Origin of the sequence: Roseateles toxinivorans (assembly GCF_004362525.1) — a bacterium.
In the GTDB taxonomy this organism is placed as follows: Bacteria; Pseudomonadota; Gammaproteobacteria; order Burkholderiales; family Burkholderiaceae_C; genus Paucibacter; species Paucibacter toxinivorans.
The window spans coordinates 64,640-89,791 of sequence record NZ_SNXS01000013.1 but is presented as its reverse complement, the minus strand read 5'-3'; the positions used below and the strand labels follow the sequence as shown (position 1 = coordinate 89,791).

Here is a 25,152-nt window from a genome sequence, read left to right as displayed (position 1 = left end):
TGTGTTTGAGACCGAGGGCATGCGACGCTGCGCTCTCTTGCTGCACTCGGTCGGCGCAGACGACCGGGCCTGGCTGCTCGATTGCCTGGCCGATCAGCAGCAGTCCGCACTGAGAGGACTGCTGGTCGAACTTGAGCAACTGGGCATCCCTAGGCAGCCGGAACTGCTGCGCCAAGCGCTCCCCGTGGCCGATGGCGCAAGCCCGGCGCCGGTCGATCCCGCACAGGCGCTGATTCGTCGGCTGTCGGCGCTGCCCGTCGACAGCGTCGAGGGGCTGCTGCGCAGCGAGCCGGCCGACGTCATCGCCCGCCTGCTGGCCATGGCGCCGTGGCCCTGGGAGGCCGACCTTTTGCATCGGATGCCCGCGTTGAAGCAGCAGGAGATCAAGGAGCAACGACCGTACTGGACGGCTGAGTACGCTGGGTCCCGCGCGGCACGTCGGGTCGACCAGTCGCTGCTGAGGGCCCTGCTTCAGAGCGCCGACGAGTATCCGGCCACAAGCCCGGACCGCCGCACTGCGGCTGCAGGGTTCCGGTCTCGTGCCGGAGCATGGCTCGCACATCTGCTGAAGAAGGGGGGCCGGCCATGAGCCTCAGGCACAGTGAACCCGTGGTGTTGAAGGGCCTGCATCTGCTTCCTCAGCCGCGCCGGCTGGGGCATCCGCTGCCACCGGATGCCGCCCTGGCTTCGAGCGAGCCAGGTATTGCCGGAATCAGGCCCCTGCCCGCTGCGGCGCCAGAGGCGATCCCTGCCGTGGCCGCCGCGCCCGAGCCGACGCGCGCCGACGGCTTCAGCCTCGGCTATGAGGAAGGCCTGGCGCGGGCGAACCAGGAGATGGAACGGAAGCTCGACACGCTCAAACGAGAGCTGGTGGCCGACTTCGCGGAGCAGAACCGGCAGCGCGCCAGGCAGCTGGCAGCCGGGGTCGATGCGCTCAAGGCAGCACTGCTTCGACAGCAGGAGGCCTGCTCCGCCGAGCTGCGCCGGATCGAACCCCTGAGCGTCGCCCTGGCCTTTGAAGCACTTTGCAAGATGCTGGGCGACCAGACGCACAGGCGGGATCATCTCAAGGCTTTGATCGCGCAGGGGCTGAAGGTGTTTCAACAAGGCGCCCCGGCCAGGATTCTTCTCAACGCACAAGACTGGCAGCTGATTGCAGACGGCGCGCCCTCCACCTGCTTGCCGCAGCCCGCCGATGACATCGAGATCAGCGCCGACAGCAGCCTGGAGCCCGGCTGCTGCCTGCTACAGGTCGGCCGGCTCCAGCTGGACATCTCCATGAGTACCCAGCTGGATCGGCTCATGCAGCTGTGGGCGACGTCGGCCGAATGCCCCGCCGCGCCCACTTCCAGCGAGGAGCCAAGTTGATGCTGGCCGAGCTGCAAACGATGACCTCGGTTGCCTCGTTGCCGGCCAGGGTCGGTCGCGTCGAGCGCATCTCGGGACTGATCGTGGAGGCCGTCGGCCTGCGTGCCGCGATCGGAGATCTGTGCAGCCTGGGAGCCTGCGCCGGCAGCCCCGGGTCGAACCTGGCCGAGGTCGTCGCGGTGCGGGGGGACACCATCACCCTGCTGCCCTTTGCGGAGCTGCGTGGGCTGGCCCTGGGCGCCCTGGTCCACGCCTCGGGGCCATCGCCCGACATCGCCGTCGGGACCGAACTGCTGGGCCGCGTCATTGACGGCTTTGGCGCCGCGCTTGACGGCAAGCCCCTGCCCCGACTCGGTGACCGCCAGCCCCTCAGGCGTGAAGCGCCCGCCGCGCTGCAGCGACCTCGCATCGACACACTGCTGGAAAGCGGCGTGCGCTGCATCGATGCCCTGCTGACCCTGGGGCGGGGCCAGCGCGTGGGCATCTTCTCCGGCAGCGGCGTGGGGAAGAGCACGCTGCTGGGCATGATGGCCCGGCAGGCCGACGCAGACTTCAACGTCATCGCGCTGATCGGCGAACGCGGGCGCGAGGTCCGGGAGTTCATCGAGGAGCAGTTGGGCGCCGAGGGCCTGAAGAAGTCCATCGTGGTGGTGGCCACCTCCGACCAGGCCGCGCCGATGCGCATTCGCGCGGCCTATGCGGCAGTGGCGCTGGCCGAGTGGCTGAGGGATCGCGGCGCCAGCGTGTTGCTGACGATGGACTCGATCACGCGCCTGGCCATGGCGCGCAGGGAGATCGGCCTGTCGGCCGGCGAGCCCCCCACCGCCCGGGGCTACACCCCGTCGGTGTTCGCCGAACTCCCCGCCCTGTGCGAGCGGCTGGGCGCGGCGGAGGGCGGCGGCGCCATCACCGGCCTGCTGACCGTGCTGGTCGAGGGTGACGACTTCAATGAACCGATCTCGGACTGCCTGCGTGCCACCTTGGACGGCCACATCGTGCTCTCGCGCGAGCTGGCCCACCAGGCGCACTACCCCGCCATCGATGTACTGAAGAGCAGCAGCCGCGTCATGGACGGACTCATCCCGGACGCCGAACGCGACACGGTCCACCGCACCAGGGCCACGCTGGCCCTGCTGGCGCGACATCGGCAGATGATAGAGATCGGCGCCTATGACGCGGGCTCGAATGCCGGACTCGACCGTGCCATAGGTCTGGAGCCCGCGTTGCGGGACTTTCTGTGCCAGGGGCGCGAGGTCCTCCCGCGCGACGCCGCCATGCGGCGCCTGCAGGCCATTGTCGGCAACGGCAAGGACGGCGAGCGATGAGCTCCGACCTGCGCGGATTCACGCCTCCTGTTGTGGATGCCCGGCAGATGCTTGAGTGGCGGCTGATCAAGCTGCAGTCCAGACGGACGGCAGCCACCCGGGCCCGCGACGCGGAACAGGCCTCGCTGCAGGCCGCGCGGGCCGAGCTTCAGGCCAGCGTCGCCGCGATGCGCCCGGCCCAGGCCGCGGCCGTCGACCCGCTGCGTCTGGAGCAGGTCGTCCGCGGCATCCATGCCGAGTCCCTGGCCAGGCAGTCTCTTGACCGGTCCCAGGTGCAGCTCCAACGGGCGCGGCAGCACTGCCAGGATTGCCAGCTGCGTCTGCTGGGCCTCGAGAGCGTCCAGCGGGCGGCCCAGGCCGCCTTCATCGCCCAGGCCCTGCAGTCCTCGGCCAACAGGCTGGATGCAGATGTGCTCGCTCGCATCGCCTGGCAGCGCATTCAGGAGCATGCCGAATGAGGGTTGATCACTCCCTTGCAACGCGCCAGCTGTCGCGATCCGAAGCCGCAGATCGACGTCCGGACGATCAGCCGGCCGCCTCGGTCTGGCTGCGAGAGATGGAGAAGGCCCAGGCGCAGATGTGGTTCACAGGGCCGACATGGCGGGAAGGGCAGGCTACTGCTGCCGGAGCTGCACAAGACGGCCGCAGCCTCACCTCGTCGCGGACTGGTGGCGCGCCTCAGCTTCCGGGCCCGGATGCTCACGCTCACTTGAACAACATGCCGTTGAAAATGAGCGCATACGCCCATCACAGCGTCGTCTTGCCAAGGCCCCAGGTGCATCACGCGATCGAAGCACGGCACGGCGGCAACGAGCACAGGGGCGATGCGCCGCGCCTGACCGGTGAACCGCGGCCGGTGCCGGTCATGGATCGAACCGAGCGGGCGGCCGACCCGCAGCAAGACAGGCAGAACCCGATGACGCGCCACTCCTCTGGCCCCGTCGACACCGCACAGTCCGCGCTACATCTCGATCCGGAGCTGCCTGCGGCGCGGGCCAGACCCGCAGTGGCGCCGACCGCAAGCAAAGCAAAGCAGGTCGCCACGCACGTTCCGTGTTCACGGTCCGCTGCGCCTGCCGCGCCCGATGTCACGGCTGGCGCACGGACGCCTCCCGTGCAGGCGCATCCCCGGGCGATGAACCGCCCCGCCGAGCTCGTTCGCCGCACACACCCCGAAGCGGTCGATACCGAGCCGGCGACATCGCGACCATCGGCCCGCGCGCCTGTCGAGCAGCAGCAGTCCCTGCGGCTGCATGCCGAGTGGCATGGCGATGAGATCCATGTCTGGGTGGGCAAGGATGGCAGAGTCAATCTGTCGCACGCGCAGCTGCGCCGCTGGGTCGATGAGGCCCTCGTCCCTGCCCGGCTCCGACTGGCGGGCCTGGTCTGCAACGGCAAGCCGATCGCGATTGACTGCAAACCGGTGTCGCGCGGGCCGTCCTGCCCTGACGACGAGCAATTGACGCAAGACCGAGGAGCATCAAGATGGCCGACATAGGCGCGATATCACCCGGTGGATCAACCGCCTCGGCGGCCAGCGGCATAGGACTGCAGGACTTTCTCAAGATCCTGATCACGCAGCTGAGTTTTCAGGATCCGCTGAAGCCCATGGACAACCAGGCCTTCATGGCGCAGATGGCCCAGTTCACGGCGCTGGAGCAGGCGCAGCAGCTGAACAGCAAGATGGACTCGTTGCTGACCACCCAGGCCTCACTGCAGTCGGTCGGTCTGATAGGCCGATCGGTCGATGTCAGCACCGCAGACGGCACGCTTTCCGGCACCGTGCTCGCGCTGTCGCTGTCCGGCGACCAACCCAGCATCTCCGTGCGCGCCAGCGACGGCACGGTCACCGCAGGCATTCTGCTGAGCCAGATCGCCACCGTACGCACCAGCAACTGACAGACGAGGACATCCCATGCTTGACTCCATCTCTATCGGAATGGCGGGCCTGGCGGGCTTCTCCAAGGGCATCAAGGTCATAGGCAACAACACCTCCAATATGAACACGCCGGGGTTCAAGGGGGCGAGGCTGCAGTTCGGCAATATGGTGTTCGCCGGTTCGCAATCACTGACGGCCGATGCCTCGCGCTACGGTGCGGGCATCAACACCTATTCCACCAGCCTGAACTTCGAGGCCGGCGATCTGCGCCAGACCGGCGCCAACCTCGACCTGGCGATCGACGGCCTTGGCCTGTTCGTGCTCAAGAACCTTGCCGGCGAGACGCGCTACACGCGGGCCGGCCAGTTCGAGTTCGATGCCAAGGGGGTGCTGGTCAATCGCAACGACAAGTCGGCGGTGCAGGGGCTGGATGCCGACGGCCGTCTGGGCAGCATAGACCTGTCGGGGCTCAGGGTCAGCGCGCCGAGGGCCAGCAGCAATGTCGCCTTCAAGGGCAATCTGTCCAGTTCGGCCACCGACCAGACGGTCTCCAACGTGAATGTGCTGGATGCCGCAGGCGGCAACCACGCCCTGTCGCTGAAGCTCACCAGCGAGAGCCCCGCCAAGCCAGGGTCGTGGCTGGTGTCGGTGCTGGACGGCAGCACCGAGGTCGGCACCGGCACGATTCTCTTCAAGGACGGCTTGCCGGTCGCCGGCAGCAGCGAGATCAAGATCAACTACAAACCCATAGGCCAGGCCGAGATGCCGCTGACCTTGAACTTCGGAACCGAGGTCACGTCCTACGCCACCGGCAATCTGTCCACGCTCGCATTCGCCAGCCAGAACGGCTTCCAGGCGGGCAGCCTGAGCAAGGTCTCCTTCGATGCCGCCGGCCTGCTGAGCATCGAATACTCGAACGGACAGACGGCCAAGGGCAAGCGCCTGGCCCTGGCCCGCTTCGCGTCGGACGAAGCGCTGGAGGCCTCCGGAGACAACCAGTTCCAGGCCTCCGGCTCGGCCGAGGCGCAGCTGGGTCCTGCGCAAACGGGTGGCTTCGGCACCCTGCGCCCGGGATATATCGAGTTCTCCAACGTCGATCTGTCCAAGGAATTCGGCGAGCTGGTCATCATGCAGCGGGGCTACCAGGCTTCCTCGCAAATCGTCTCGACCGCCAATGAAATGATCGAGCAGCTCTTCGCCATGAGGGGCAAATGAGCACCGCCACCCTGCGCACTATCACCCGGCTTCGCCACGAACAGCGGGCTCATATCAGGTCCATGGTGGAGGCCGCCTGGACCGACTGGTGTGCCGAGTGGCGCATGGGCCCGGCCGAGGCGCAGGTGGATCATCTGGTCACGGTGCCTGCGCCGGCAGACACGCCGCCTTGGCAGCCCCTGGGCACGCATGCCGGCGAGCCGGCCTGGATCTGCGGCCATCATCAGCTGATCGCTGCGGTGATAGGCGGGCCGGATCGCAGTCCTTCCCCCGTGGAGCAGCGGGTGAGGGACGAGGCGATGACAAGCTTCATTGATTGCTGCTGCAAGCTGCTGGGGCTCGCGCCGGCCAGCGATTCCGTCCCGCATCAGGCAGCAGCGCCGCGACTCCTGCAGTTCGGCGACCTGCGGATTGGCCTGACACTGCCGAGCAGGCAGCATGTGCCACCGGCCGAGATCTGGCTGCCGCAGCAGGCCGCACTGGCCCTGCTCCCGGGTGGCGAACTGCCCTGCCCGTCCACATCACTCCCGCAGCCCGGCTTGGTGACGGTGGATCGGGCACTGGCCGAAAGGCCCCTGCAGCTTCGCATCATGCTGTCACCGGTGCAGCTGAGTCTGGGCGCGGTCAATGAGTTGCAGGTCGGCGATGTCATCCGGCTGGACCACCCGCTGGACGCACCCGCCCTTGCCGCGCTGGCCGCAGGCCGAGGCAAGGCGATGGCTCCGCTGGCCGGCGCCCACCTGGGACAGCTTGGCAAGCAGGTCGCGGTTCGCCTGGATACGCTCCCCGCCGCCGATCAACTCCCTGCCCCGGCCCTTTGATCGATAGCCTCAAACCCACCATGACCAGCGGACTGCACAAGATCGAATTCCCCGAGCTCGCCTCGAACAACAGCACCGGGCCGGGCATCGGTCTCATCTCCCTGGAAGGCCTGCGGGCCGTGCCGGCTCGCCTGGAGGTTCATGTCGGCGAGGTGCAGCTCACGGTGGGCGAACTGCTGTCGGCCCAGGCCGGCCAGGTGCTGCGCCTGGATCGCGAGGTGAACAGCCTGGTGGACCTGGTACTCGAAGGCCATGTGATTGCGCGCGGCCGCCTCGTTGCGGTGGACGAGCACTTCGGCATACAGCTGACCGAACTCCCACGCAAGGCCCCCTGATCGCCGAGCCCGCCCATGCCCCAGAGCCCACAACCCCCCAGCCTGCCGGTCGGCCCGTCCTGGCCCGACATTCCCGGGCCCGGCCTGGCGCTGCTGGGTGTTCTGGCGCTGGTGGCGCTGGCCTGCTGGCTGCGCGTCTGGTACTTGCGGCGGAGCCGTCGGCCGACTCCATCGGGCACGGGCAGGCCGGTGGCATCGGTGCTGCGGCTCAGGGCCCAGCTCAAGCTGGATGTGATGACAACCCTCTATGCCATCGAGTGGGCCGACGGCCGCCAGGCCCTGATCTCGATCTGCAGGGGCCATGCGCCGACGCTGCTGGACCGCGCACCGCCCGCACCGCAAACCCCTCAGCACGAGGAGGCGGATCGATGAGGGCTATGCCTGCCCGCAGCATCGCCACTGCCGCGTTGACCGTCAGCTGCCTGCTGCCGGCCTTTGCTCAAGACCTCGCACCCAGGCAGCAGGCATGGGGCACGCCGATACAGATGGTGCTGGGTCTGACCTTGCTTGCGATGCTGCCGGCGCTGCTGGTCTGTCTGACCTCCTTCTTGCGCATCGTCGTCGTGCTCTCCATGCTCCGGCATGCGATCGGCCTGCCCGAGACGCCACCGAACGTGGTGCTGATCGGCATGGCGCTGCTGCTGACGGCCTTCACGATGGCCCCGGTGTGGACGCAGATCAACGAACTGGCGGTGCAGCCCTTGATGCAAGGCCGACTCGACACAGGGGCAGCGATCGACCTCGGCATCCAACCGCTGCGCGGCTTCATGCTGCGCCAGACGCAGGAGGCCGATATCGGCCTGATGGTCGAGCTGTCGAAGAGGCCACCGCCCGCCAGCCTCGACGAAGTGCCCCTGCCCCAGCTGGCCGCGGCCTTCATGGTGTCGGAGCTGCGCGCGGCCTTCCAGATCGGCTTCGTGATCTTCCTGCCCTTCCTGCTCATCGACCTGCTGGTCTCCAGCATCCTGATGGCCCTGGGCATGATGATGATGCCGCCGGTGACGATCGCCCTGCCGCTGAAGATCCTGATGTTTGTGCTGGTCGACGGCTGGGGGCTCCTGTTGCGCGCCGTCGTCGGCTCATTCCATTGAGCTCGTGGGCGCGCCGTGCTCGATCCGGACCCGGCCCGACCTCCGTCGCCGAACGACGGCAACGAGGCCGAGATGTGGGGCCTCTACACCCGGCACCGCGACCCCGCCATGCGACAGCGTCTGATCCAGCACTACCTGCCCTATGCCCGCATGCATGCCGCCACCCTGTATGCGGGCCGCTTCGGTGACGCCATCGAGTTTGGCGACTACTTCCAGCTGGCCTCGCTGGCCCTGGTCGAGGCCATAGACCGCTTCGATGCCGGGCGCGGCGTCAAGTTTCAGACCTTCGCCGCCTACCGGATTCGCGGCGCCATCCTCGATGGCGTGGAGTCCCTGACCGAACGCCACCGTCAGATCGCCGCCCGGCGCCGCATCCAGCAATCCCGCCTGGCTTCACTGCTGGACACCAGCAGCGTCGCCGAACGCGGGGTGCTGGCCCATTTGGCCGAGATCGGCATCGGCCTGGCCCTGGGCTATCTGCTCGAAGACAGCGGCATGATCGCCGAGGGCGAACCTGCCGGACAGCTCGGACCCGTGCCGCAATACGCCGAGGTCGAGCTGGTCCAGCTGAGGCGGTGTTTGCTGGAGGCGGTGGCGCAGCTGCCGGAACAGCACCGGCATGTCATCACCGGCCACTACCTGCAGGCCCAGCCCTTCGAGCAGATCGCCGCCGAGCTGGGCCTGAGCAAGGGCCGCATCTCCCAGGTGCACAGGGCCGCCCTGCTGAGCCTGCGCGAGCGACTGGGCTAGGGCCCTGGCCGCTGCACAATCCTGCCAACCCAAGGAATCCCGCGATGGCCGACAGCAGCCGATTCTCCCGCCTGAACAGCTATCTGCAGCAAGACCCCGGCAACGCCGGGCTGCTTCAGGACGCCTTTGCCGCGGCCTGCGCCGAGTCGCTGTGGGATCAGGCACAGGCATTGCTGCAGCAGGCCCAGGCGCTGGGCCACGCGCCAAGGCAATGGGCCTTGCACCGGGCGCATCTGGCGATGGCGCGCCAGCGGTGGCCCGAGGCGCTGGCGCTGCTCGGCGAGCTGCAACAAGACCCGCTACTGGATGACCCGGCCCGGCTGGTGCTGGCCACCGACGTGGCACAGATCCATTTGCGCCAGGGCCGCGTCGCCGAGGGACTGGCCGCCCTGGAGGCGCTGATCGAGGCGCTGCCGCCCGACGCTCTGCTGGATGCCATGGTCGAGGAGGCCTGGCTGCGCCTGCTGCACCGGGCCGGTCGCCTGGATGCGGCACTGGAGTGGGGGCAGTTGCGCGAACAGGCCCGCACGCTGAGCCCCACAGGCGCCGGCGTGCTCAGCCTGGTGGCGCTGGATGCCGCCCAGTTCGACCACTCCCTGCGCTGGGCCGACCAGGCGCTGGCCGCACAGCCCGCCCAGCTGGAGGCCGGCCTGGCGCGGGCCAGTCTGGCATTGGCCGGGAGCGATCCGGCCGAGGCGCTGCAGCGCTGCGAGCGGCTGGCCGCCGGCCGCGAGAACGACGGCCGTGTGCTGTCCACGCTGGGCGCTGCGCGCCTGTTGAATCAGGACCTGCCTGGCGCTCGCTCGGCCTACGAACAGGCCTGCCGGTTGATGCCGGAGCACATCGGCACCTGGCATGGCCTGGCATGGACCGCGCTGCTGCAGGGCGATCTCGCGATGGCCGAGGCCACCTTCCGCCACGCCCTGAGCCTGGACCGCAACTTCGCCGACAGCCATGGCGGCCTGGGCGTCGCGCTGGTCGCCGCCGGGCGGCGGGCCGAGGCTGCTGAAGCGATCCGCCGCGCCCTGGGTCTGGACGTGCGCAGCGTCGCCGGCCACTATGCACAGCTGCTGCTCGACGATCCCGAGGTCGATCGCACCCGGCTGCTGGCGCTGGCCAAGCGCCTGTTCGGCTCGCAGGCAACGCCCGACGGCGAGAGCATCGTGGCCCTGCTGGCCAAGCGGACGGGCGGGCCTTGACGGGCGACAGCCGTGCCAGAATCCGGCAACTTTCTCCAACGCCCAGGCCCATCATGTCCCGACGATTGATCAGTTCCGGCTCCACGTTCGAGCACGACATCGGCTACTCCAGGGCCGTCGTCGATGGCGAATGGGTGTTCGTCTCGGGCACCACCGGATTCGACTACCAGACCATGACGGTGGCCGATGACCTGCTGGAGCAGACCGAGCAATGTCTGAAGAACATAGGTGCCGCGCTGAGTGAAGCCGGTGCCGGGTTCACCGACATCGTGCGGGTCACCTACGTGCTGCCCAATGCCGCCGAGTTCCCGGCCTGCTGGCCGGTGCTGCGCAAGTATTTCGGCGAAGTGCGACCGGCGGCGATGATGATCTCGGCCGGCCTGGCCGACCCGAGGATGAAGATCGAGATCGAGGTCACGGCCCGCAAGAGTCGATGAGCCCCGCCCGGCCGTCCGAAGGGGCGAACTACCGCTTGGCGGGACCGCACGAAGTGCGTAGGGTGCACCAATGAGTTTCGATCTGCACAGCGCCTCGGTGCCGGTGTTCCAACGCTATCTGGAACGCCTGAACGGCCTGGTGCGGATTGCCCAGCGACACGTCCAGAGTCAGAACCTGGCAGCGGCCGAGCTGTTGGGTGCACGCCTGGCCCCCGACATGGCGCCGTTCTCCGGCCAGGTGCAGATGGCCACCCACTTCGCGCTGCGTGCCTGCTTCCCGCTGGCCGGCCGGCCCGTGCCCGCCTATGGCGAGTTCGGCTCCGACTTTGAAGGCCTGTGTGGCCGCATCGCCCAGGCGCTCGCCCTGCTGACCGAGCTGGAGCCAGCTGACTTCGAACTCGCGCCCGGGCGCAGGCTGGAGAGCCAGGCGGGCAGCGCCCTCGTCTCGCTGCCGCCGGCGGAGTTCCTGACGCTGTACGCACTGCCCAACTTCTTCTTCCATCTGGGCAGCGCCTACGCCGTGCTGCGCAGCCAGGGGCTGCCGCTGGGCAAGCAGGACTTTGATGGCTTCCACCACTACCCCACCGCCCCGCCATGACCGAGCCTGCCCGCTTCGACCTGCCCGTTGAAGCCCTGCTGTTCGATGTGGGCCGGTGTTGACAGACATCGACTTCAAGCGGGCGCTGCGCCAGACGCTGACCCGCGATCTGGGCGTGTCCTTGGCGCGCTGATCGCACAAAACGTTACCTTCAGACCACTCGGACACCTGCCCAAAGCTGCGCTAACGGCATAATCAAACCCACAGGGAGGTTCAACTCGTTGTTTTGAGGAACCTCATGAAATTCAGAGAAGTCATTCTTTTTTCCGGTGAACGATTCGAGGTGCCTCAAGGCATCCAGCGCATTGACCACAACGCAACCCATGGTTGGCAGCTGCGTTACGCGGGCACCAAGCTTTTTTCTGACCACAGCCAGGACGGCACCGGGGCCGCCGAAGCCCTGGCCAAGGCGACCAAGGAATTGCTGCGGCGCATCACCAAGCTCCCGGCACCCTCGCGGCTGCGACGCAGCCCCAATGAGAACAAGACCAATGATCTGCCCGTGGGCATCTCCGGCCCCATCGTGCGCCAGCGCAAGGGCATGTCGGTGCGGGACTGCAGTTTCTCGGTTTCCCTGCCGCGCTTTGGCGAGACGGCCAAGCGCCGCAGCGTCTATATCGGTACCGAGAACACCTACACGGTGGAACGCTACCACGCAGCGCTGGCCAAGGCCGTGGAGCTGCGTACCAAGGCAGAGGAGACCTATCAGCGCGCCGCCACCAAGGCCAAGCGCGCCGAGGGTCAGGTGCTGAAGGTCAAGTGAGGCAATAGCCTGGCGGGGCCCGGCGATGCCGGGCAATACCCGCTTTGTCCAGGACAAAGCCGTGATGGCGCACAATCGCGCCACCACGGCTTTGGTCCCACCATGTCACGACCCCTCATCTTCATCGCAAGGGCACTGCTGCTCACGGCTGCGCTCGCGCTCGGTGCCTGCTCCACCGGCCTGCCCGAGGGCATCAGCGCGGTCACGCCCTTCGACCTGAAACGCTACGAAGGCACCTGGTACGAGATCGCCCGGCTCGACCACTCCTTCGAGCGCGGCCTCAGCGATGTCAGTGCCCGCTACCGCGCCAAGCCCGACGGCAGTGTCGAAGTCCTGAACCGAGGCTTTGACGCCAAGAGCGGCGAATGGCGCCAGGCGACGGGCAAGGCCCAGTTCACAGGCCCCTCTGACCGGGGCTCGCTGAAGGTCTCCTTCTTCGGCCCCTTCTACGGCGGCTATCACGTCATGGCGCTGGACCAGCAGGCCTACCGCTGGTCCATGGTTGTCGGCCCCAACCGTGACTATCTCTGGATACTGTCCCGCGACAAGCAGCTGAGCCCGGCCGTGCGCGAGGATCTGCTGCGCCAGGCGAAGGCGGCAGGCATCGCGGTGGAGCGCCTGATTTGGGTCGCCCACACCCGCCAGGACGGCTGAACGCCGGCTGCGCTCAGCCCATCCTGCGGCGGCACCAGTAGCTCAGCGCATCGACCAGGGCTACCAGCAGCAGCATCGCGCCCAGCACGGTCGCCGTCTTGCCCATCTGGAACAGGCCCATGTGAAAGGCCAGCAGCTGGCCCAGCCCGCCGGCACCGACCACACCCAGCACGGCGGCGGCGCGGATATTGTTCTCCCAGCGGTACAGCGTGTAGCTGAGCAGCTGCGGCAGCACCTGGGGCAGGCCGGCATAGAGCAACACCCGCCCCTTGCCCACCCCCTGCGTGCGCAGCGCAAGGCTTGGGCCGGGATCGATATTCTCCAGCGCATCGGCGAACAGCCGGCCCAGCACGCCGGTGGTGTGCACGGCCAGCGCCAGGGTGCCGGCCAGCGGCCCGAGACCGGCCGAGATCAGCAGGAGCGCCGCCCACACCAGCTCGGGCACCGAGCGCAGGGCATTCAGCAGCAGGCGCAGCGGCGCTCGGCCGATGGAGCGGCCGTCCCCCGGCAGCCGACTCGCCGGCCAGGCCAGCAGCAGGCCGGCCGCCGCCGCCAGCCCGGTGCCCAGGGCCGACATGGCCAGGGTCTCCAGCGCGCCCCAGCCGACCCTGCGCACAAAGGCCGGGCTCAGATCCGGCGGAAAGAACTCACCCACGAAGCGGCCCATGCTGCGCGCGGCATCAACAGAGAAGAACTGCGCCCATTGCAGGTCCAGCGACCAGAAGCTGGCAAAGACCAGAACGGCGAGGCCGGCAAGGAAGACCCCGCTTCTGCTCATGCCAGCACCCTGCGCAACCAGGCACTGGTGCGGTCGGCCAGGGCCACCAGGGCCATGAAGACCAGCAGCATCGTCGAGACCTCGGCGCCGTTGAACATCTTCATGGAGCCATCCAGCTGCTGACCCAGCCCGCCGGCGCCGACAAAGCCCAGCACCACCGAGGAGCGGATCGCGCATTCCCAACGATAGACGGTGTAGGAACACAGCTCGGCCGCGTTCTGCGGCAGCAAGGCGTAGAAGAAGGTCTGCAGCCGCGAGCCGCCGTTGCGCAGCAGCGCCTCGCCGACCTGACCGTCACTGCTTTCCAGAATCTCGCCATAGACCTTGCCCAGCATGCCGCCATAGGTCAGCGCAATCGCGAGCACGCCGGCGGTGGGGCCGAGGCCGACAACGCGCACGAACACCAGCGCCCACACCAGCTCGGGTACGCTGCGCAGGCCGATCATCAGCCAGCGCAGCAGTTGCCTGAGCCAGAACGGGCCTGCCGCCATGCGCCCGCTCAAGGCCGAGACCGACAGCACGCGGGTGGACAGCAGGGTCAAGGGAATGGCCAGCAGCAGGGCCAGCGTGATGCCGGCGGTGGCCATGGCCACGGTGCGCCAGGTCTCGCGCGCTACCAGCAGCAGGAAGTCCGGCTGCAGCGATGGCGGGAAGAAGTCGCCCAGGAAGCGCGCGCTGACGCGCAGGCTGTCCGGCTCCAGCAAAACCCAGGGCCGGAACTCGGTCGCCAGGCCCAGCGGCCACAGCAGTGCCAGGCCCGCGCAGAGCCAGAACAGGCGGCCCAGCCAGGCTGGGTCACGCAGGGCCGCGCTGCCCGCAGCGCTCATCGGCAGGTGGCGCTGACCAGACGCCCGGCGTCGGCGCTGACCACCGGCGGTGGGGGTGCCGCGCCGTGCAGCTCGTCCTCGTGCTGGGCGTACAGCGCGGCCAGCCGGGCCGGCGTGACCTCGCTGGCCGGCAGATCAAAGGCCAGCACGCCGTCCCGCAGGCCGACGATGCGCGGAAACTGCGCCAGCGCCATCTCGACCTGGTGCAGCGAGGCGACGAGCGTGACGCCGCGCGCCCGCGCGTCATCGACCAGGGTCGCGCAGGCCTGGGCGGCGCGGGTCGGGTCCAGCGCCGACAGGGGCTCGTCGATCAGCCACAGCCCGGCCGGCGCCAGCAGCGCCCGCGCCAGGCCGACGCGCTGGCGCTCGCCGCCAGACAGGCGATCGACGCGTTCGAACAGTTTGTCGGCCAGGTCGAAGCGGGCCAGCGCGGCCTGTGCGGCGGCCATGTCGATCGGGTGGAGCAGCGAGCGCAGACTGGCCCACAGGCTCATCGCCGGCAGGCGCCCGGCCAGCACCGCCGTGACGACGCGCTGGCGCGGCGGCAGCGGCGGCACCTGCGGCGCCAGGAACAGGCGCCCGCGCAGGCGCTGCAACTCGCGGCGCGGAAGGCTCCAGGGGTTGATGCCGTCCAGCTGCAGCTCGCCTTCGGCCGGCGGCAAGGCGCAGGCCAGCAGCTGCAACAGCGTGGTCTTGCCGGCACCCGAAGGGCCGATCACGGCCACGGGCTCGCCCTGCGCGATGCGCAGCGTGATCGGCTGCAAGGCGGGGGCGGCACCGGGCCGGGCCGCCGGATGGCGCGCCGCCGCCGCAACAAGCGCGATCTTCAACGGCCGGCGCTCAGAGCAGGCCGGCGCTGCGCGCGGCGGCCTCTATGCCCTTGTAGTTGTCGGCCTTGGTCGGCACGAAGCGGGTGGCGCGCTGCAGTTCCAGAATCTCTTTGCCCTCGGCCGTGTCGCGGCTCAGGGCCAGGAAGGCCTGGGTCAGCTTGTCGCGCAGCGCCTGCGGCATGTCGGCGTGCACGCTCCAGTTGTAGTCGTAGTAGGCCGGGGTGGTGTAGATCACGCGCACCTTGCTCAGATCGACCTTCTTGTCGGCGACGAACTTCTCCCAGACCGAGATGTTCAGCGCGCCGCCCTGCACCTTGCCGGCGGCCACGGCGGCGATGGTGGCGTCATGCGCGCCGCTGTAGGCCACGCGCTTGAAGTCCTTCTCCGGGTCGATCTTGGCCTGCAGCAGGAAGCTGCGCGGCATCAGATGGCCCGAGGTCGAGCTCTGCGAACCGAAGCTGACATCCTTGCCCTTCAAGTCGGCCAGCGACTGGATCGCCGGCTCGCTGGTGATGAAGACCGAGCGGAACCGCTCGTCCTCCTCGCGCTGCACCAGCGGCATCACCTTGCCGCCCGAGCGGACATTCGCCTGAACAAAGGTAAAGCCACCGAACCAGGCCAGGTCCACCTTCTTGTTGACCAGGGTCTCGACGGCGGCGGCGTAGTCGGTCACCGGCGTGTACTCGACCTTCATGTTCAGCTTGCCCTCGAGGTACTTGATCAGCGGCCCGGCCTTGCGCGCCAGCTCGGTGGGCGACTCGTCGGGGATGGCGGTGACGCGCAGCACCTGCTGGGCCTGCGACAAGGCACCCACGGTGAACAGGGTGCAGGCGATCAAGGTCTTGAGGATGGGCGTGTATTTGGGCATGGCGGCTTCTCGGATAAATCAAAAGGTTCAGCCCGCATTGGACAGCAAAGCAGCCCCGGTCAGCGCGCGCAGCTGCGAAAGCCGGCAAAGATGTCGTTGCGCTCGGCGGTGAAGAAGTTGCGGTAGTGCGGGTGGTGCATGGACGGCTGGGTGCCGAACGAGGCGCCGCGCAGCACCGGCCGGCCGTCGAACCAGGGCGCCGAATAGTCGCGGTAGGGATGGGCGCAGAAGCCGGGAAAGGGTGCAAAGGCGCTGGCCGTCCACTCCCAGACCGCACCCCAGGCAAAGGTCTCGCCCGAGCCCAAGGTAGCCAGTGCCGCCCGCTCCCACTCGGCCTCGGTCGGCAGGCGCCGGCCGGCCCAGGCGCACCAGGCCTGGGCCTCGTAGGCATTCAGATGGCAGGCCGGCAGGTCCGGGTCAAGCGATTGCCAGCGCCCCCACAGCTGATGCTCCCAGCCCTTGTCCGCACGGCGCAGGTAGCGCGGTGCGGCGACCGCCTGCTCGTTCAGCCAGCGCTGGCCCGGCCCGCTCCACCAGCGCGGCTGCCCATAGCCGCCCGCCTCGACAAAGGGCAGGAACTCAGCCCAGCTGACGACGCGGCTGTCGATCTCGAAGGCCGCGAGCGGCTGGTCGTGGGCGGCCAGCTCGTTGTCGAACGCAAACCCCGGCCCCGGCCTGCCGAGGCGGTGTATCGATGCCTCCCGGCACAGCGGCTGCCTGGGCTGGGACAGGGGCGCCGGCTGCCAGCGCGGATCGGTCACGGCCATCCCCAGGGCCTGCGCCATGTACAGGCCCGCCTCATGGTGCATGTCTTCGTGGAACAGGGCCAGACGGTAGAAGTAGAGCGCGTCGTCGGCCGGCCCCGTTTGCGACAGCAGGGCCAGCGTGCCCTCCAGCTGGAGACTCAGGTCGTCGCGGGTGGCGGCTGCATCGGGCAGCGGCAGCGACCACCGGCTGGCATGGGGCACCAGGCTGGAGTCATACAGCACATCGGCATTGCCGCGCAGCGCGGGCAGGCGCGGCGCCTGCGGGGCGGCCTGCAGGCCAAGGTGGCGCTGAGGGTTGCGCGCAATCCAGAACTCCTGGAACCAGCCGATATGGCCCAGCTCCCAGCGCGGCGGGTTCAGGCCGGGATGCCGCGGCACCTCGGGGCCTTGCTCGTACAGCGCCGCAAGCGCCAGTGTGTCGGCACGGCTTTGCCGCAGCGCCTCGGCCAGCAGCTCGGGCGCGGCACAGCGCAGGGGCTGGCCGGTGGGGCGGTGAACGCTCATTCGCTATAGTCCTCGGACATGCAGGCGCCCTCACTGGTCATTGTCACGCCGGCCCTGGCTGCGGCCAACAACGGCAATTGGCAGACGGCCAAGCGCTGGGCCCGCTTTCTGTCCGGCGATTATCGGGTGCGGCTGGCGCCCTGCTGGCCCGACGCCGGCCAGCATGACGACGCCATCATGATCGCCCTGCATGCGCGCCGCTCGGCCGCCAGCGTGGCCGCCTGGAAGGCCCGCCATCCGGCGCGCCCAGTGGTGCTGGTGCTCACCGGCACCGATCTCTACCGCGACATTGCCAGCGATGCCAGCGCGCAGGCCTCGCTGGCGCTGGCCGACCGGCTGGTGGTGCTCAACGAACTGGGCCTCGACGGCCTGCCCGCCGCACTGCGCCCCAAGGGCCGTGTGCTGCTGCAGTCGGTGCCGATGCGCCGCGCCCGGGTCAAGACCCGGCACCACCTGCGCGCGCTGATGGTCGGACACCTGCGCGACGAAAAATCGCCGCAGACCTATTTCGACGCGGTGCGACAGCTCAGCGGCCGCAGCGACATCGTGTTCGACCACATCGGTGCCGCGCTGGACCCGGCGCTCGGCGAGGCGGCGGTAGCGCTGCAGCAGGCCTGCCCGCACTACCGCTGGCTGGGCGGCCTGCCGCATCAGGCCACGCGGGCCCGCATCGCGGCCGCCCATCTGCTGGTCCATCCCAGCCGCATCGAGGGCGGCGCCCATGTGGTGATCGAGGCCATCACCAGCGGCACGCCGGTGCTGGCCTCGCGCATCGCCGGCAATCTGGGCCTGCTGGGTCAGGACTATGCCGGGCTGTTCGACCACGACGATGCCCGTGACCTGGCGGCCCTGCTGGCGCAATGCCGCGACGATGCGGCTATGCTGCCGCGGCTGATGGCTCAGTGTGCGCAGCGCGCGCCGCTGTTCCACCCCGATCACGAACGCCAGACGCTGCTTGCCCTGCTGGCCGGATGCAGTGCCCACTTAGGAGACCCAATATGACTGCGACCGAACCCTACCAACAACCCGCCGGTGAGCCGCGCCTGACCTCGCTGTCCCATGGCGGCGGTTGCGGCTGCAAGATCGCCCCCGGTGTGCTGACCGACATCCTGCGAAGCATGCCGGCCATGCCGATACCGAAGGAGCTGCTGGTCGGCATCGAGACGGCCGACGATGCCGCCGTCTATCAGCTCAATGACGAGCAGGCGCTGATCGCCACCACCGACTTCTTCATGCCCATCGTCGATGACCCGTTCGACTTCGGCCGTATCGCCGCAACCAATGCGATCAGCGATGTCTACGCGATGGGTGGTAGGCCGATCTTCGCGCTGGCGCTGGTCGGCATGCCGATCAATGTGCTTTCGACACGCACCATCGGCCGGGTGCTGGAGGGCGGGGCCTCGGTCTGCCGCGCGGCCGGTATCCCGATCGCCGGCGGTCACACGATCGATTCGGTCGAGGCGATCTACGGTCTGGTCGCGCTGGGCCTGGTGCACCCGAAGCGGGTCAAGCGCAATGCCGATGCCCGGCCCGGCGATGTGCTGATACTGGGCAAACCGCTGGGCGTGGGCGTGCTGTCGGCGGCGCTGAAGAAGGAGACGCTGGACGCCGCCGGCTACGCGCAGATGCTGGCCGTCACCACCCAGCTGAACACCCCCGGCCCGGCACTGGCCGAGCTGCCAGGGGTCCATGCGCTGACCGATGTGACCGGCTTCGGCCTGGCCGGCCATGCGCTGGAGCTGGCCCGTGGCGCCGGCTGCCGGGTGCAACTGGACTGGGCCGCCGTGCCGCTGCTGGATGGCGTGCAGACGCTGGCCGAGCAGGGCTTCATCACCGGCGCCTCGGGCCGCAACTGGGCCGGCTATGGCGCCGACATCGCCCTGCCTGCCGGCTTTGCCGCCACCGCCCAGGCGCTGCTGACCGATCCGCAGACCAGCGGCGGCCTGCTGGTCAGCTGCGAGCCGGCGGCCGTCGACTCAGTGCTGGCGATCTTCCGTGCCCACGGCTTCGCGGCTGCCACCTGCATCGGCCGGGTGATCAGCGCCGAAGCCGGTGCAAGCCCCTTGCAGGTCATTTAGCTCACCAGCTGCCAGCCCGCCCGGCTCAACGGCAGCCGCGTGACTGGCCTGCCGGTGGCGGCGAACAGCGCATTCGCGATGGCCGGGCCTATGGACGCCGGCCCCTCCTCGCCGGCACCGCGCATCCCCTTGCCATTACCCAGTACCAGCACGTCCAGTGGCGGGGTCTGCGCCAGCGTCACAATCGGATAACCGTCGAAATTGCCCTGCTGCACCGCGCCCTGCTTGAGGGTGACTTCACCGTTCAGCGCGGCCGACAGGCCGAACAGCGTGCCGCCCATCATCTGCGCCTGCACGGCGTCCGGATTGACGACGACGCCGACATCGATAGCCGCGAAGATCTTGTCGATCCTGAAGCGCCCCTCGCCCAGCACGGTGAGCTGCACCACGTGCGCGCTGCGCGCGGCATTGCCGGCGCTCATCGCCAGCCCGCGGTAGCTGCCGGCCGGCAAGGGCTGACCCCAGCCGGCCCGCTCGGCCAGCGCCCGAAGCAGTTGCTGCGTCTGCGGCTTCTTGGCCAGCAGGCGCAGGCGGTAGTCCAGCGGGTCGATGCCCGCCAAGGCCGCAGCGCGGTCGAGGCTGCACTCATAGAAGAACACATTCTGCGAGGCACCCACCGAGCGCCAGTAGCCGCAGGGCACGCCGGGATCGACGTTGGTCCAGTTCAGGTGCAGGGCCGGCACGGCATAGTCGTGTCGCGTCCAGCCCATGCCCATGGTCCAGTCGAGCTCCGGATTCGGCGGGCCGTTCGTCAGGCCGCTATAGGCCAGCAGCGAGGGATTGGCACCATCGACGCGCAGGCCCGTGGGCAGGCCATCGGCACCGAGGGCCAGGCGCACGCGCACCGCCGCGGCCGGTCGGTAGCCGCCGGCCCGCATATCGGTCTCGCGCGACCAGATCAGCTGCACCGGCTTGCCAACGGCCTTGGCAACCAGCGCCGCCTCGATGGCGAAGCCATGCTCCAGCCGCCGTCCGAAGCCGCCGCCGATCAGCTGCGGATGCACGGTCACCTGGGCCGGCTTCAAACCCAGTGCCTTGGCCACGCCGGCCTGGGTATCCTGCGCGCTCTGGGTGGACAGCCACAGCGCGGCGCCGTCCCTGCCCACCTCGGCCACCGCATTCATCGGCTCCATCGTGGCATGGGCCAGATAGGGCACGTCGTAGCTGATGTCTAGGGTCTGCCTGGCACTGGCCAGCGCAGCAGTCACCGCTGGTGGATCCATCAGCGGGTCATCGCGCTTGTCGAAGTCCAGGCCCTGACCGCGGGCGGCGGCGGCCAGCAGCTCGGTGCGCAGCACCTCGGAGTCGGTGCCGGCGTGCGGCCCGTCGGACCAGCTGGGCTTGAGCGCCAGCAGGCCCTTGCGCGCCGTCCAGTAGCTGTCGGCGACGACGGCAATCGCCGCCGTGCCCTTGGCCGCGCCCTTGATCACGCCGGGCAGCCTGACCACCTGGCGCACCCCCTTGATCGCCCTGGCCGGGCGCTCGTCCAGGCTGAGCAGCTCGGCGCCGAAGCGGGGGGCATGCAGCAGGGTCGCAATCAGCATGCCGGGGCGTTTGACGTCGATGCCGAAAACCGCCGAGCCATCGACCTTGGCCGCCAGGTCGCGGCGCGGTGTGCTCCGGCCCATCACCTTCCACTCGGCTCTGGGCTTGGGCTTGATGCCGGCGGGCGGCGTCAGCCCGGCGGCCTCGGCCAGCAGCTGGGCATAGGGCAAGCGTTGCAGCCCATCGGGGTGGACCACCTGTGCCTCGGCCGTGCGGCAGGCCTCGGGCGCGACGCCCCAGCGCTGCGCCGCCGCTTGCATCAGCAGGTGGCGCGCTGCGGCGCAGACCGGCGCCAGCTCGCGGTAGCTCAGCGGCAGGCCCAGGCTGCCGAAGCTGGCGTAGTTGCCCAGCGTGGCCCCGGCGAAGGCGGGCTCCACCGGGGCCTGGGCCACGCTGATGGCGGCCAGCGGCAGGTCGAGCTCTTCGGCCGCGATCTGCGCCACGCTGGTGTGGGTGCCTTGCCCCATCTCGACGACGTTGCTGAGCACGGTCAGGCGGCCGTCCGGGGCAAAGCGCAACCAGACGGCAAATCCTGGCGCGGCGGCTGGGGCGGGCGGCGCGGCGCCTTGGGCCAGCGCCGCAACGGGCAACACACCACCCAAGGTCCAGGCACCCAGCGCGAAGCTGGACTTCAGCCATTCACGGCGGCGCATCATGACCTGACCCCGATCGCCGCGGCGGCATGGATGGCCGCACGCACGCGCGGATAGGTGCCGCAACGGCACAGATTGGTGATCGCTGCATCGATCTGCGCGTCGGTGGGTTTGGGGTGCTCGGCCAGCAAGGCGGCCGCCGCCATCAACATGCCGGACTGGCAGTAGCCGCATTGCGGCACCTGGTCCTTGATCCAGGCCTGCTGCAGCGCATGGCTGCGATCGTTGGACAGGCCCTCGATGGTGGTGATGCGCTTGCCAGCCACCGCCTGCACCGGCATCACGCAGCTGCGCGTGGCCGCACCCTCGACATGCACGGTGCAGGCGCCGCACTGGGCCGCACCGCAGCCGAACTTGGTGCCGGTCAGGCCCAGGTCTTCGCGCAGCACCCAGAGCAGCGGTTTGCCGGCCTCGGCCTCGACGCGGTGCGCGCGGCCATTCACTTGCAATTGGTGTTTCATGCTCGCCTTTTCGGAAATCGGTGGCGGATGCTAGGGAGGCCCCCCGATGCCCGCCAAGAGCGGCGCGATGAAACGTCAAATCACGGGACTGAACGGTGCTCCCAGCCCGACGTCACAGCAGCCGGCTGTCCGACTTCAGGTACCAGCCGCTGATGCGCTGGCCGTTCCAGCGCAGCGTCACCTGCTCGGCCTGGCGCGCCGGCGGCATGGTGGCCCGCGGCGTGAACAGGGCCACGCACTGGCCGGCAGCATGGCGCACGCTGTCATAGGCAATGCCGGCCGCACCCGCCTCGCGCAGGCCCAGGCCGAAGCGCTGCGAGGCTGCATAGCTGTCGGGGTCGTAGAACGCCTGGTGCTGGATACCGTGTTGGCCGCGCAGATCGTGCAGCAAGGCCTTGACGCGAACCCGGTAGCAGCGCAAATCAACCTCGATCGCCGGCTCGGCCGTGCGGGCCAGAAAGCGCGCCCGGTGGTGACTCAGCTCGGCCACCGCCGTCTCCAGCGCGGCGGCGGCGTAGTACACACCGTAGCTGCCATTGCTGAAGCGCGAGCCTTCCGGGTTCAGGTGGGTGAAGGCGGCCATGATGGGGCTGCAACCCGGGCCGCTGACGCGCTGATCGGCCGGCACCAGGCTGAGCTCGCCGATCTCGTCGCGCAGGCGCGGATTGCCCAGCGACTCGATGGCGAACACGGCGGCCAGATCGGCCGGGTCGGCCACCGCCTCGAACAGCGAGATCGGTGGAAAGCGGCTGGGCACCAGGCGGCAGGAGTCCGCCCAGTCCAGCTCGACCTGCGGCAGCGCCGTTGCCGCGCTCAAGCCCAGCCGCCCCGCTGTGCATCCAGGTACTGGCGCACCACGAACAGGTCCGACACCTGGCCCGCCAGCATGCGCTCCAGCGCCGGGCGGCCACCGAACAGCGGCGCGGTATTGGGCTTGCGCACCCAGGCATTGGCGCGCTCGGGGATGGGCAGCAGGATCTGCAGACCCGAATAGATGCCGAACAGATGGGACAGGCGCTCCAGCGTCGCCGCGTCCAGCCCGGTCCTGATGCGCCCGGCTTTCCAGTCGTAGTAGGTGGTGCGGCCGCAGCCCAGCAGGCGCTGCTGCTCCTCATTGCTCAGGCCCCAGGCCTTGGCGATACTGAAGAAGGTGCGCAGCGCGGCCTGGGCGGCGGGGGCCGAATAGATATCGGGCTGGGACTCGGAGGGGTGGATCATGGCGGCTCCACGGCCGGACGACGACCGGCGATGAAGCCCAGTATAGGTACAAAGTCGTACCAAATACAGAAATTAGTTCACAAACAGATTTTCAAGCCCCGCCATCCCGCCCCGGCAGCCACACCGCCACCAGCGCCTTGAACTTGGACCAGACCGAGAGCCGCTCCTCCGACAGCGCGTCCAGGAAGTCGGACAGGCGCTTGGACTTGGCCATCGTGTAGACCGTCAGCACGGTGGTGACGACGAACACCAGGGCGAAGATGGCCAGCCGGCGCGACAGCGGCGCATCGGCCTCGGCCAGCAAATTCATGCCCAGAAATCCGGTGGTGACGGTGCCGATCAGACCGAAGATGGTCACCACGGTCAGCCGCACCACGGTGTTGGCCTGGCGGCGCAGGCTGTCGGCATCAAGATAGCTGTTCATGTCGGCGATGCGCTCCTTGACCTCGGCATAGAGCCCGTCCACATGCAGGTGCTTGACGCACATCTGGAACAGGGCCCGCACCTGGGCCTGGTCCGAGATTTCGTGGAACCAGTAGCGGTGGGTGAAGCGCAAGAAGACCTCGAAGCTGTCGCGAATCGTCCGTTTGAAGCGCTTGACGCTGGCCGGGCGGCTGATGTCCAGGCCCTTCAGCGCCTCGACCAGGCGGTCCGAGAACATCAAGAGCGCGGCCTTCTGGAAGTGCGCGATCAGGAACAGCAGGAAGTGCTGATGGCGGAACTGGGCCAGCACGCCGCGGTCGCGGCAGCCAAAGAACTCGGAGCGGGCATCGCCCACCACCACCAAGGCATGGCCGTTGCACAGATAGCGGGTGTTGGGTGCGGCGCCAGCGCCGGACCAGAAGCGGTCATAGCAATACCGCTGCTCGAAGTCGGCCAGGTGCTGATCCCCATAGGGAAGCTGGGTGTCCTCGGCGGCGGCGGTGACCAGACCCAGGCGGACGAAGTCGCTGCGCTTGAGCGCGCGCGGATCGTCCAGCGACAGATAGGCCATCATCGGCATCCGGTAGTACTCGATCTGCCGGTAGCGCAGCAGGCCCTCCTCGTCGGAATGGTGGCTGACCAGAGGCTCCAGCACATAGGCCCAGTGGGTGGCCACGCGAGGCGCGCGGTGCTCGCAGACATGGGCCAGAAAGGCCTCGCGCTGCTGGGTGTCCGAGCGGGCCAGTACCTGGCCGTCGGCACCCAGCCACTCCAGGCTCTCAAGACAGTGCAGCGCCCGGCCCTGGGCGTCCCAACCGGCCGGATAGGCGCGACCGAAGCGGTACAGCAGTTCCTGCACCTGGGTCAGCGGCAGGTTGTCAGCGGCCACCTCGACATTCAGCAACACGACATCGACATCGTAGAAGAAGTACAGGTCCAGATGGACGACGCTCAAGCTCACAGGCGCGTCACCGGGCCGGGGCACGACGCGCAGGCCGCTGATGTCATGCCGGCGGAACACCCGCATCGGCGAACCCGAGCTGCCCTCCTGCTCGCCGCGGCGCGCACGGCCGTCGCCATACAGAAAGCGCTGCACCACCGGCAGAAAGGAAACGAACTCGTTGTAGTGGCGCTCGTGGAAGCCCTCCCTGTCACCGGTGTACTCGTCCACCATCTCGCGCCAGGGCGAGCGCCCGCCCAGATCGCGCAGCAGCTGCCAGGGCGGCCGCCGGTCGCCCTCGGCCCGCTCGGGCGGCATCAGCCGCAAGGGCCATAGCAAGACCTGGCGCAGATGGCGCACCAGGGTGTCGTGGCGGGCGGTGGTGTCGGCCGTCGCAGCAGGGCTCAGCATGGGCGCAGTGTAGGTTCAGCCGCTCCCCTGTGGATAGCCCGGGCGGGCCCCTATCGCGAGGCGCGCAGCCGCAGCCGCTGCGCCGTCAGCAGCAGCATCAGCACCGCCGCCAGCCAGCCGAACACCCAGGGCGTGGCCTGGCTCCACCAGGCCCCGGCGACGCAGGCCCCGGCCAAGGTCATCGCATTGCCGAAGCCGAAACCGCGACCTTGCCCGTAGCTGGCCAGCACCATCAGCGCCAGCCACAGGCCGAGGAGCACGCGCAGACCCAGCAGCGCGCCCTCGGCCCCGTCCAGCGCCAGCAGGCCCAGCAGGGCCGGCCATTGCACGAGGGCAAACGTGTAGGGCTCGGCGATGGCGCGGGTGGTGGGATCCAGGGCTGGCATGGTGGGTATGGCGGTGCTCACAGTCATT

30 protein-coding genes are annotated in these 25,152 nt (G+C 68.9%); 19 read left to right on the top strand and 11 right to left on the bottom strand.

The genetic code is table 11. The features are described 5' to 3' along the window. Position 1: 1 nt before the first annotated feature. From DES47_RS26075 to DES47_RS25995, 17 genes are all read left to right on the top strand, one after another. Positions 2-589, top strand: coding sequence for a hypothetical protein (locus DES47_RS26075; protein WP_133703711.1), 588 nt, complete (start codon positions 2-4; stop codon positions 587-589). Further along, complete coding sequence (locus DES47_RS26070) at positions 586-1,368, top strand: FliH/SctL family protein (RefSeq protein WP_166652180.1); 783 nt, start codon at positions 586-588, stop codon at positions 1,366-1,368. Before DES47_RS26075 ends, DES47_RS26070 begins: the two co-directional genes overlap by 4 nt. Next, on the top strand, positions 1,368-2,693 hold the full coding sequence (locus DES47_RS26065) for a FliI/YscN family ATPase (RefSeq protein WP_133703709.1): 1,326 nt from the start codon (positions 1,368-1,370) through the stop codon (positions 2,691-2,693). The genes DES47_RS26070 and DES47_RS26065 overlap by 1 nt, the downstream gene beginning before the upstream one ends. Then, entirely contained in the window at positions 2,690-3,151 is a 462-nt protein-coding gene (locus DES47_RS26060; protein WP_133703708.1) for a hypothetical protein, read from the top strand. Before DES47_RS26065 ends, DES47_RS26060 begins: the two co-directional genes overlap by 4 nt. Further along, positions 3,148-4,191 carry a hypothetical protein gene (locus DES47_RS26055; protein WP_133703707.1) on the top strand — a complete coding sequence of 348 codons (1,044 nt, stop codon included), beginning with the start codon at positions 3,148-3,150 and terminating at the stop codon, positions 4,189-4,191. The genes DES47_RS26060 and DES47_RS26055 overlap by 4 nt, the downstream gene beginning before the upstream one ends. Then, the gene (locus DES47_RS26050; protein WP_133703706.1) at positions 4,179-4,592 is read left to right on the top strand and encodes a flagellar hook assembly protein FlgD; all 414 of its coding nucleotides are present in this window, start codon (positions 4,179-4,181) and stop codon (positions 4,590-4,592) included. The genes DES47_RS26055 and DES47_RS26050 overlap by 13 nt, the downstream gene beginning before the upstream one ends. Before the next feature lie 16 nt (positions 4,593-4,608). Then, positions 4,609-5,787 carry a flagellar hook protein FlgE gene (locus DES47_RS26045; protein ID WP_133703705.1) on the top strand — a complete coding sequence of 393 codons (1,179 nt, stop codon included), beginning with the start codon at positions 4,609-4,611 and terminating at the stop codon, positions 5,785-5,787. Next, on the top strand, positions 5,784-6,608 hold the full coding sequence (locus DES47_RS26040) for a FliM/FliN family flagellar motor switch protein (RefSeq protein ID WP_133703704.1): 825 nt from the start codon (positions 5,784-5,786) through the stop codon (positions 6,606-6,608). The genes DES47_RS26045 and DES47_RS26040 overlap by 4 nt, the downstream gene beginning before the upstream one ends. Before the next feature lie 20 nt (positions 6,609-6,628). Next, positions 6,629-6,943 (top strand): FliM/FliN family flagellar motor switch protein, encoded by a 315-nt coding sequence (locus tag DES47_RS26035; RefSeq protein WP_133703703.1) that lies wholly within the window; start codon positions 6,629-6,631, stop codon positions 6,941-6,943. A 15-nt stretch (positions 6,944-6,958) separates the two neighbouring features. Beyond that, positions 6,959-7,315, top strand: coding sequence for a hypothetical protein (locus tag DES47_RS26030; protein WP_133703702.1), 357 nt, complete (start codon positions 6,959-6,961; stop codon positions 7,313-7,315). Beyond that, positions 7,312-8,034: a flagellar type III secretion system pore protein FliP gene (fliP, locus tag DES47_RS26025; protein WP_166652179.1), complete on the top strand. Its 723-nt coding sequence runs from the start codon at positions 7,312-7,314 to the stop codon at positions 8,032-8,034. Before DES47_RS26030 ends, fliP begins: the two co-directional genes overlap by 4 nt. A gap of 15 nt (positions 8,035-8,049) precedes the next feature. Beyond that, a complete protein-coding gene (locus DES47_RS26020) occupies positions 8,050-8,784 on the top strand; it encodes a sigma-70 family RNA polymerase sigma factor (protein ID WP_133703701.1) in 735 nt (244 codons plus the stop codon). A 44-nt stretch (positions 8,785-8,828) separates the two neighbouring features. After that, positions 8,829-9,983 (top strand): tetratricopeptide repeat protein, encoded by a 1,155-nt coding sequence (locus DES47_RS26015; RefSeq protein ID WP_166652178.1) that lies wholly within the window; start codon positions 8,829-8,831, stop codon positions 9,981-9,983. 53 nt (positions 9,984-10,036) lie between these two features. Continuing rightward, a complete protein-coding gene (locus DES47_RS26010; RefSeq protein WP_133703699.1) occupies positions 10,037-10,420 on the top strand; it encodes a RidA family protein in 384 nt (127 codons plus the stop codon). A gap of 70 nt (positions 10,421-10,490) precedes the next feature. Further along, on the top strand, positions 10,491-11,018 hold the full coding sequence (locus DES47_RS26005; protein WP_133703698.1) for a DUF1993 domain-containing protein: 528 nt from the start codon (positions 10,491-10,493) through the stop codon (positions 11,016-11,018). Between the two features lie 238 nt (positions 11,019-11,256). Then, positions 11,257-11,781, top strand: coding sequence for a hypothetical protein (locus DES47_RS26000; protein WP_133703697.1), 525 nt, complete (start codon positions 11,257-11,259; stop codon positions 11,779-11,781). A 102-nt stretch (positions 11,782-11,883) separates the two neighbouring features. Beyond that, complete coding sequence (locus DES47_RS25995) at positions 11,884-12,435, top strand: lipocalin family protein (protein ID WP_133703696.1); 552 nt, start codon at positions 11,884-11,886, stop codon at positions 12,433-12,435. 13 nt (positions 12,436-12,448) lie between these two features. Here the strand turns inward: DES47_RS25995 and phnE are convergent, their stop codons facing one another. Genes phnE through senA form a run of 5 tightly spaced genes read right to left on the bottom strand, consistent with a single transcriptional unit; the run spans position 12,449 to position 17,009 of the window. Then, positions 12,449-13,213, bottom strand: coding sequence for a phosphonate ABC transporter, permease protein PhnE (phnE, locus tag DES47_RS25990; protein WP_133703695.1), 765 nt, complete (start codon positions 13,211-13,213; stop codon positions 12,449-12,451). Beyond that, positions 13,210-14,040 carry a PhnE/PtxC family ABC transporter permease gene (locus DES47_RS25985; RefSeq protein WP_133703694.1) on the bottom strand — a complete coding sequence of 277 codons (831 nt, stop codon included), beginning with the start codon at positions 14,038-14,040 and terminating at the stop codon, positions 13,210-13,212. Before DES47_RS25985 ends, phnE begins: the two co-directional genes overlap by 4 nt. Next, on the bottom strand, positions 14,037-14,870 hold the full coding sequence (locus DES47_RS25980) for a phosphonate ABC transporter ATP-binding protein (RefSeq protein WP_133703693.1): 834 nt from the start codon (positions 14,868-14,870) through the stop codon (positions 14,037-14,039). The genes DES47_RS25985 and DES47_RS25980 overlap by 4 nt, the downstream gene beginning before the upstream one ends. Before the next feature lie 10 nt (positions 14,871-14,880). After that, positions 14,881-15,738 carry a putative selenate ABC transporter substrate-binding protein gene (locus tag DES47_RS25975; RefSeq protein ID WP_133703692.1) on the bottom strand — a complete coding sequence of 286 codons (858 nt, stop codon included), beginning with the start codon at positions 15,736-15,738 and terminating at the stop codon, positions 14,881-14,883. A 59-nt stretch (positions 15,739-15,797) separates the two neighbouring features. Next, positions 15,798-17,009: a selenoneine synthase SenA gene (gene senA / locus DES47_RS25970; protein WP_133703691.1), complete on the bottom strand. Its 1,212-nt coding sequence runs from the start codon at positions 17,007-17,009 to the stop codon at positions 15,798-15,800. An 18-nt stretch (positions 17,010-17,027) separates the two neighbouring features. Here senA and senB point away from each other — a divergent pair, with 18 nt between their 5' ends. Both senB and selD read left to right on the top strand, forming a co-directional pair. Next, positions 17,028-18,011, top strand: coding sequence for a selenoneine biosynthesis selenosugar synthase SenB (senB, locus tag DES47_RS25965; RefSeq protein WP_133703690.1), 984 nt, complete (start codon positions 17,028-17,030; stop codon positions 18,009-18,011). Then, positions 18,008-19,087, top strand: a complete 1,080-nt coding sequence (selD, locus tag DES47_RS25960; protein WP_133703689.1) for a selenide, water dikinase SelD — start codon at positions 18,008-18,010, stop codon at positions 19,085-19,087. The genes senB and selD overlap by 4 nt, the downstream gene beginning before the upstream one ends. On the opposite strand, the gene DES47_RS25955 is transcribed toward selD, so the two are convergent. The 6 genes from DES47_RS25955 to DES47_RS25930 all read right to left on the bottom strand — a co-directional run bounded on the left by DES47_RS25955 (position 19,084) and on the right by DES47_RS25930 (position 25,145). Next, complete coding sequence (locus DES47_RS25955) at positions 19,084-21,288, bottom strand: xanthine dehydrogenase family protein molybdopterin-binding subunit (RefSeq protein WP_133703688.1); 2,205 nt, start codon at positions 21,286-21,288, stop codon at positions 19,084-19,086. The genes selD and DES47_RS25955 overlap by 4 nt on opposite strands. Continuing rightward, the gene (locus tag DES47_RS25950) at positions 21,285-21,746 is read right to left on the bottom strand and encodes a (2Fe-2S)-binding protein (RefSeq protein ID WP_133703687.1); all 462 of its coding nucleotides are present in this window, start codon (positions 21,744-21,746) and stop codon (positions 21,285-21,287) included. Before DES47_RS25950 ends, DES47_RS25955 begins: the two co-directional genes overlap by 4 nt. A gap of 112 nt (positions 21,747-21,858) precedes the next feature. Continuing rightward, positions 21,859-22,563 (bottom strand): RES family NAD+ phosphorylase, encoded by a 705-nt coding sequence (locus tag DES47_RS25945; RefSeq protein ID WP_133703686.1) that lies wholly within the window; start codon positions 22,561-22,563, stop codon positions 21,859-21,861. After that, positions 22,560-22,964, bottom strand: a complete 405-nt coding sequence (locus DES47_RS25940; protein ID WP_133703685.1) for an MbcA/ParS/Xre antitoxin family protein — start codon at positions 22,962-22,964, stop codon at positions 22,560-22,562. The genes DES47_RS25945 and DES47_RS25940 overlap by 4 nt, the downstream gene beginning before the upstream one ends. Before the next feature lie 91 nt (positions 22,965-23,055). Beyond that, positions 23,056-24,738 carry a hypothetical protein gene (locus tag DES47_RS25935; RefSeq protein WP_133703684.1) on the bottom strand — a complete coding sequence of 561 codons (1,683 nt, stop codon included), beginning with the start codon at positions 24,736-24,738 and terminating at the stop codon, positions 23,056-23,058. A gap of 50 nt (positions 24,739-24,788) precedes the next feature. Next, positions 24,789-25,145 (bottom strand): hypothetical protein, encoded by a 357-nt coding sequence (locus DES47_RS25930; protein ID WP_133703683.1) that lies wholly within the window; start codon positions 25,143-25,145, stop codon positions 24,789-24,791. Positions 25,146-25,152: the final 7 nt, after the last annotated feature.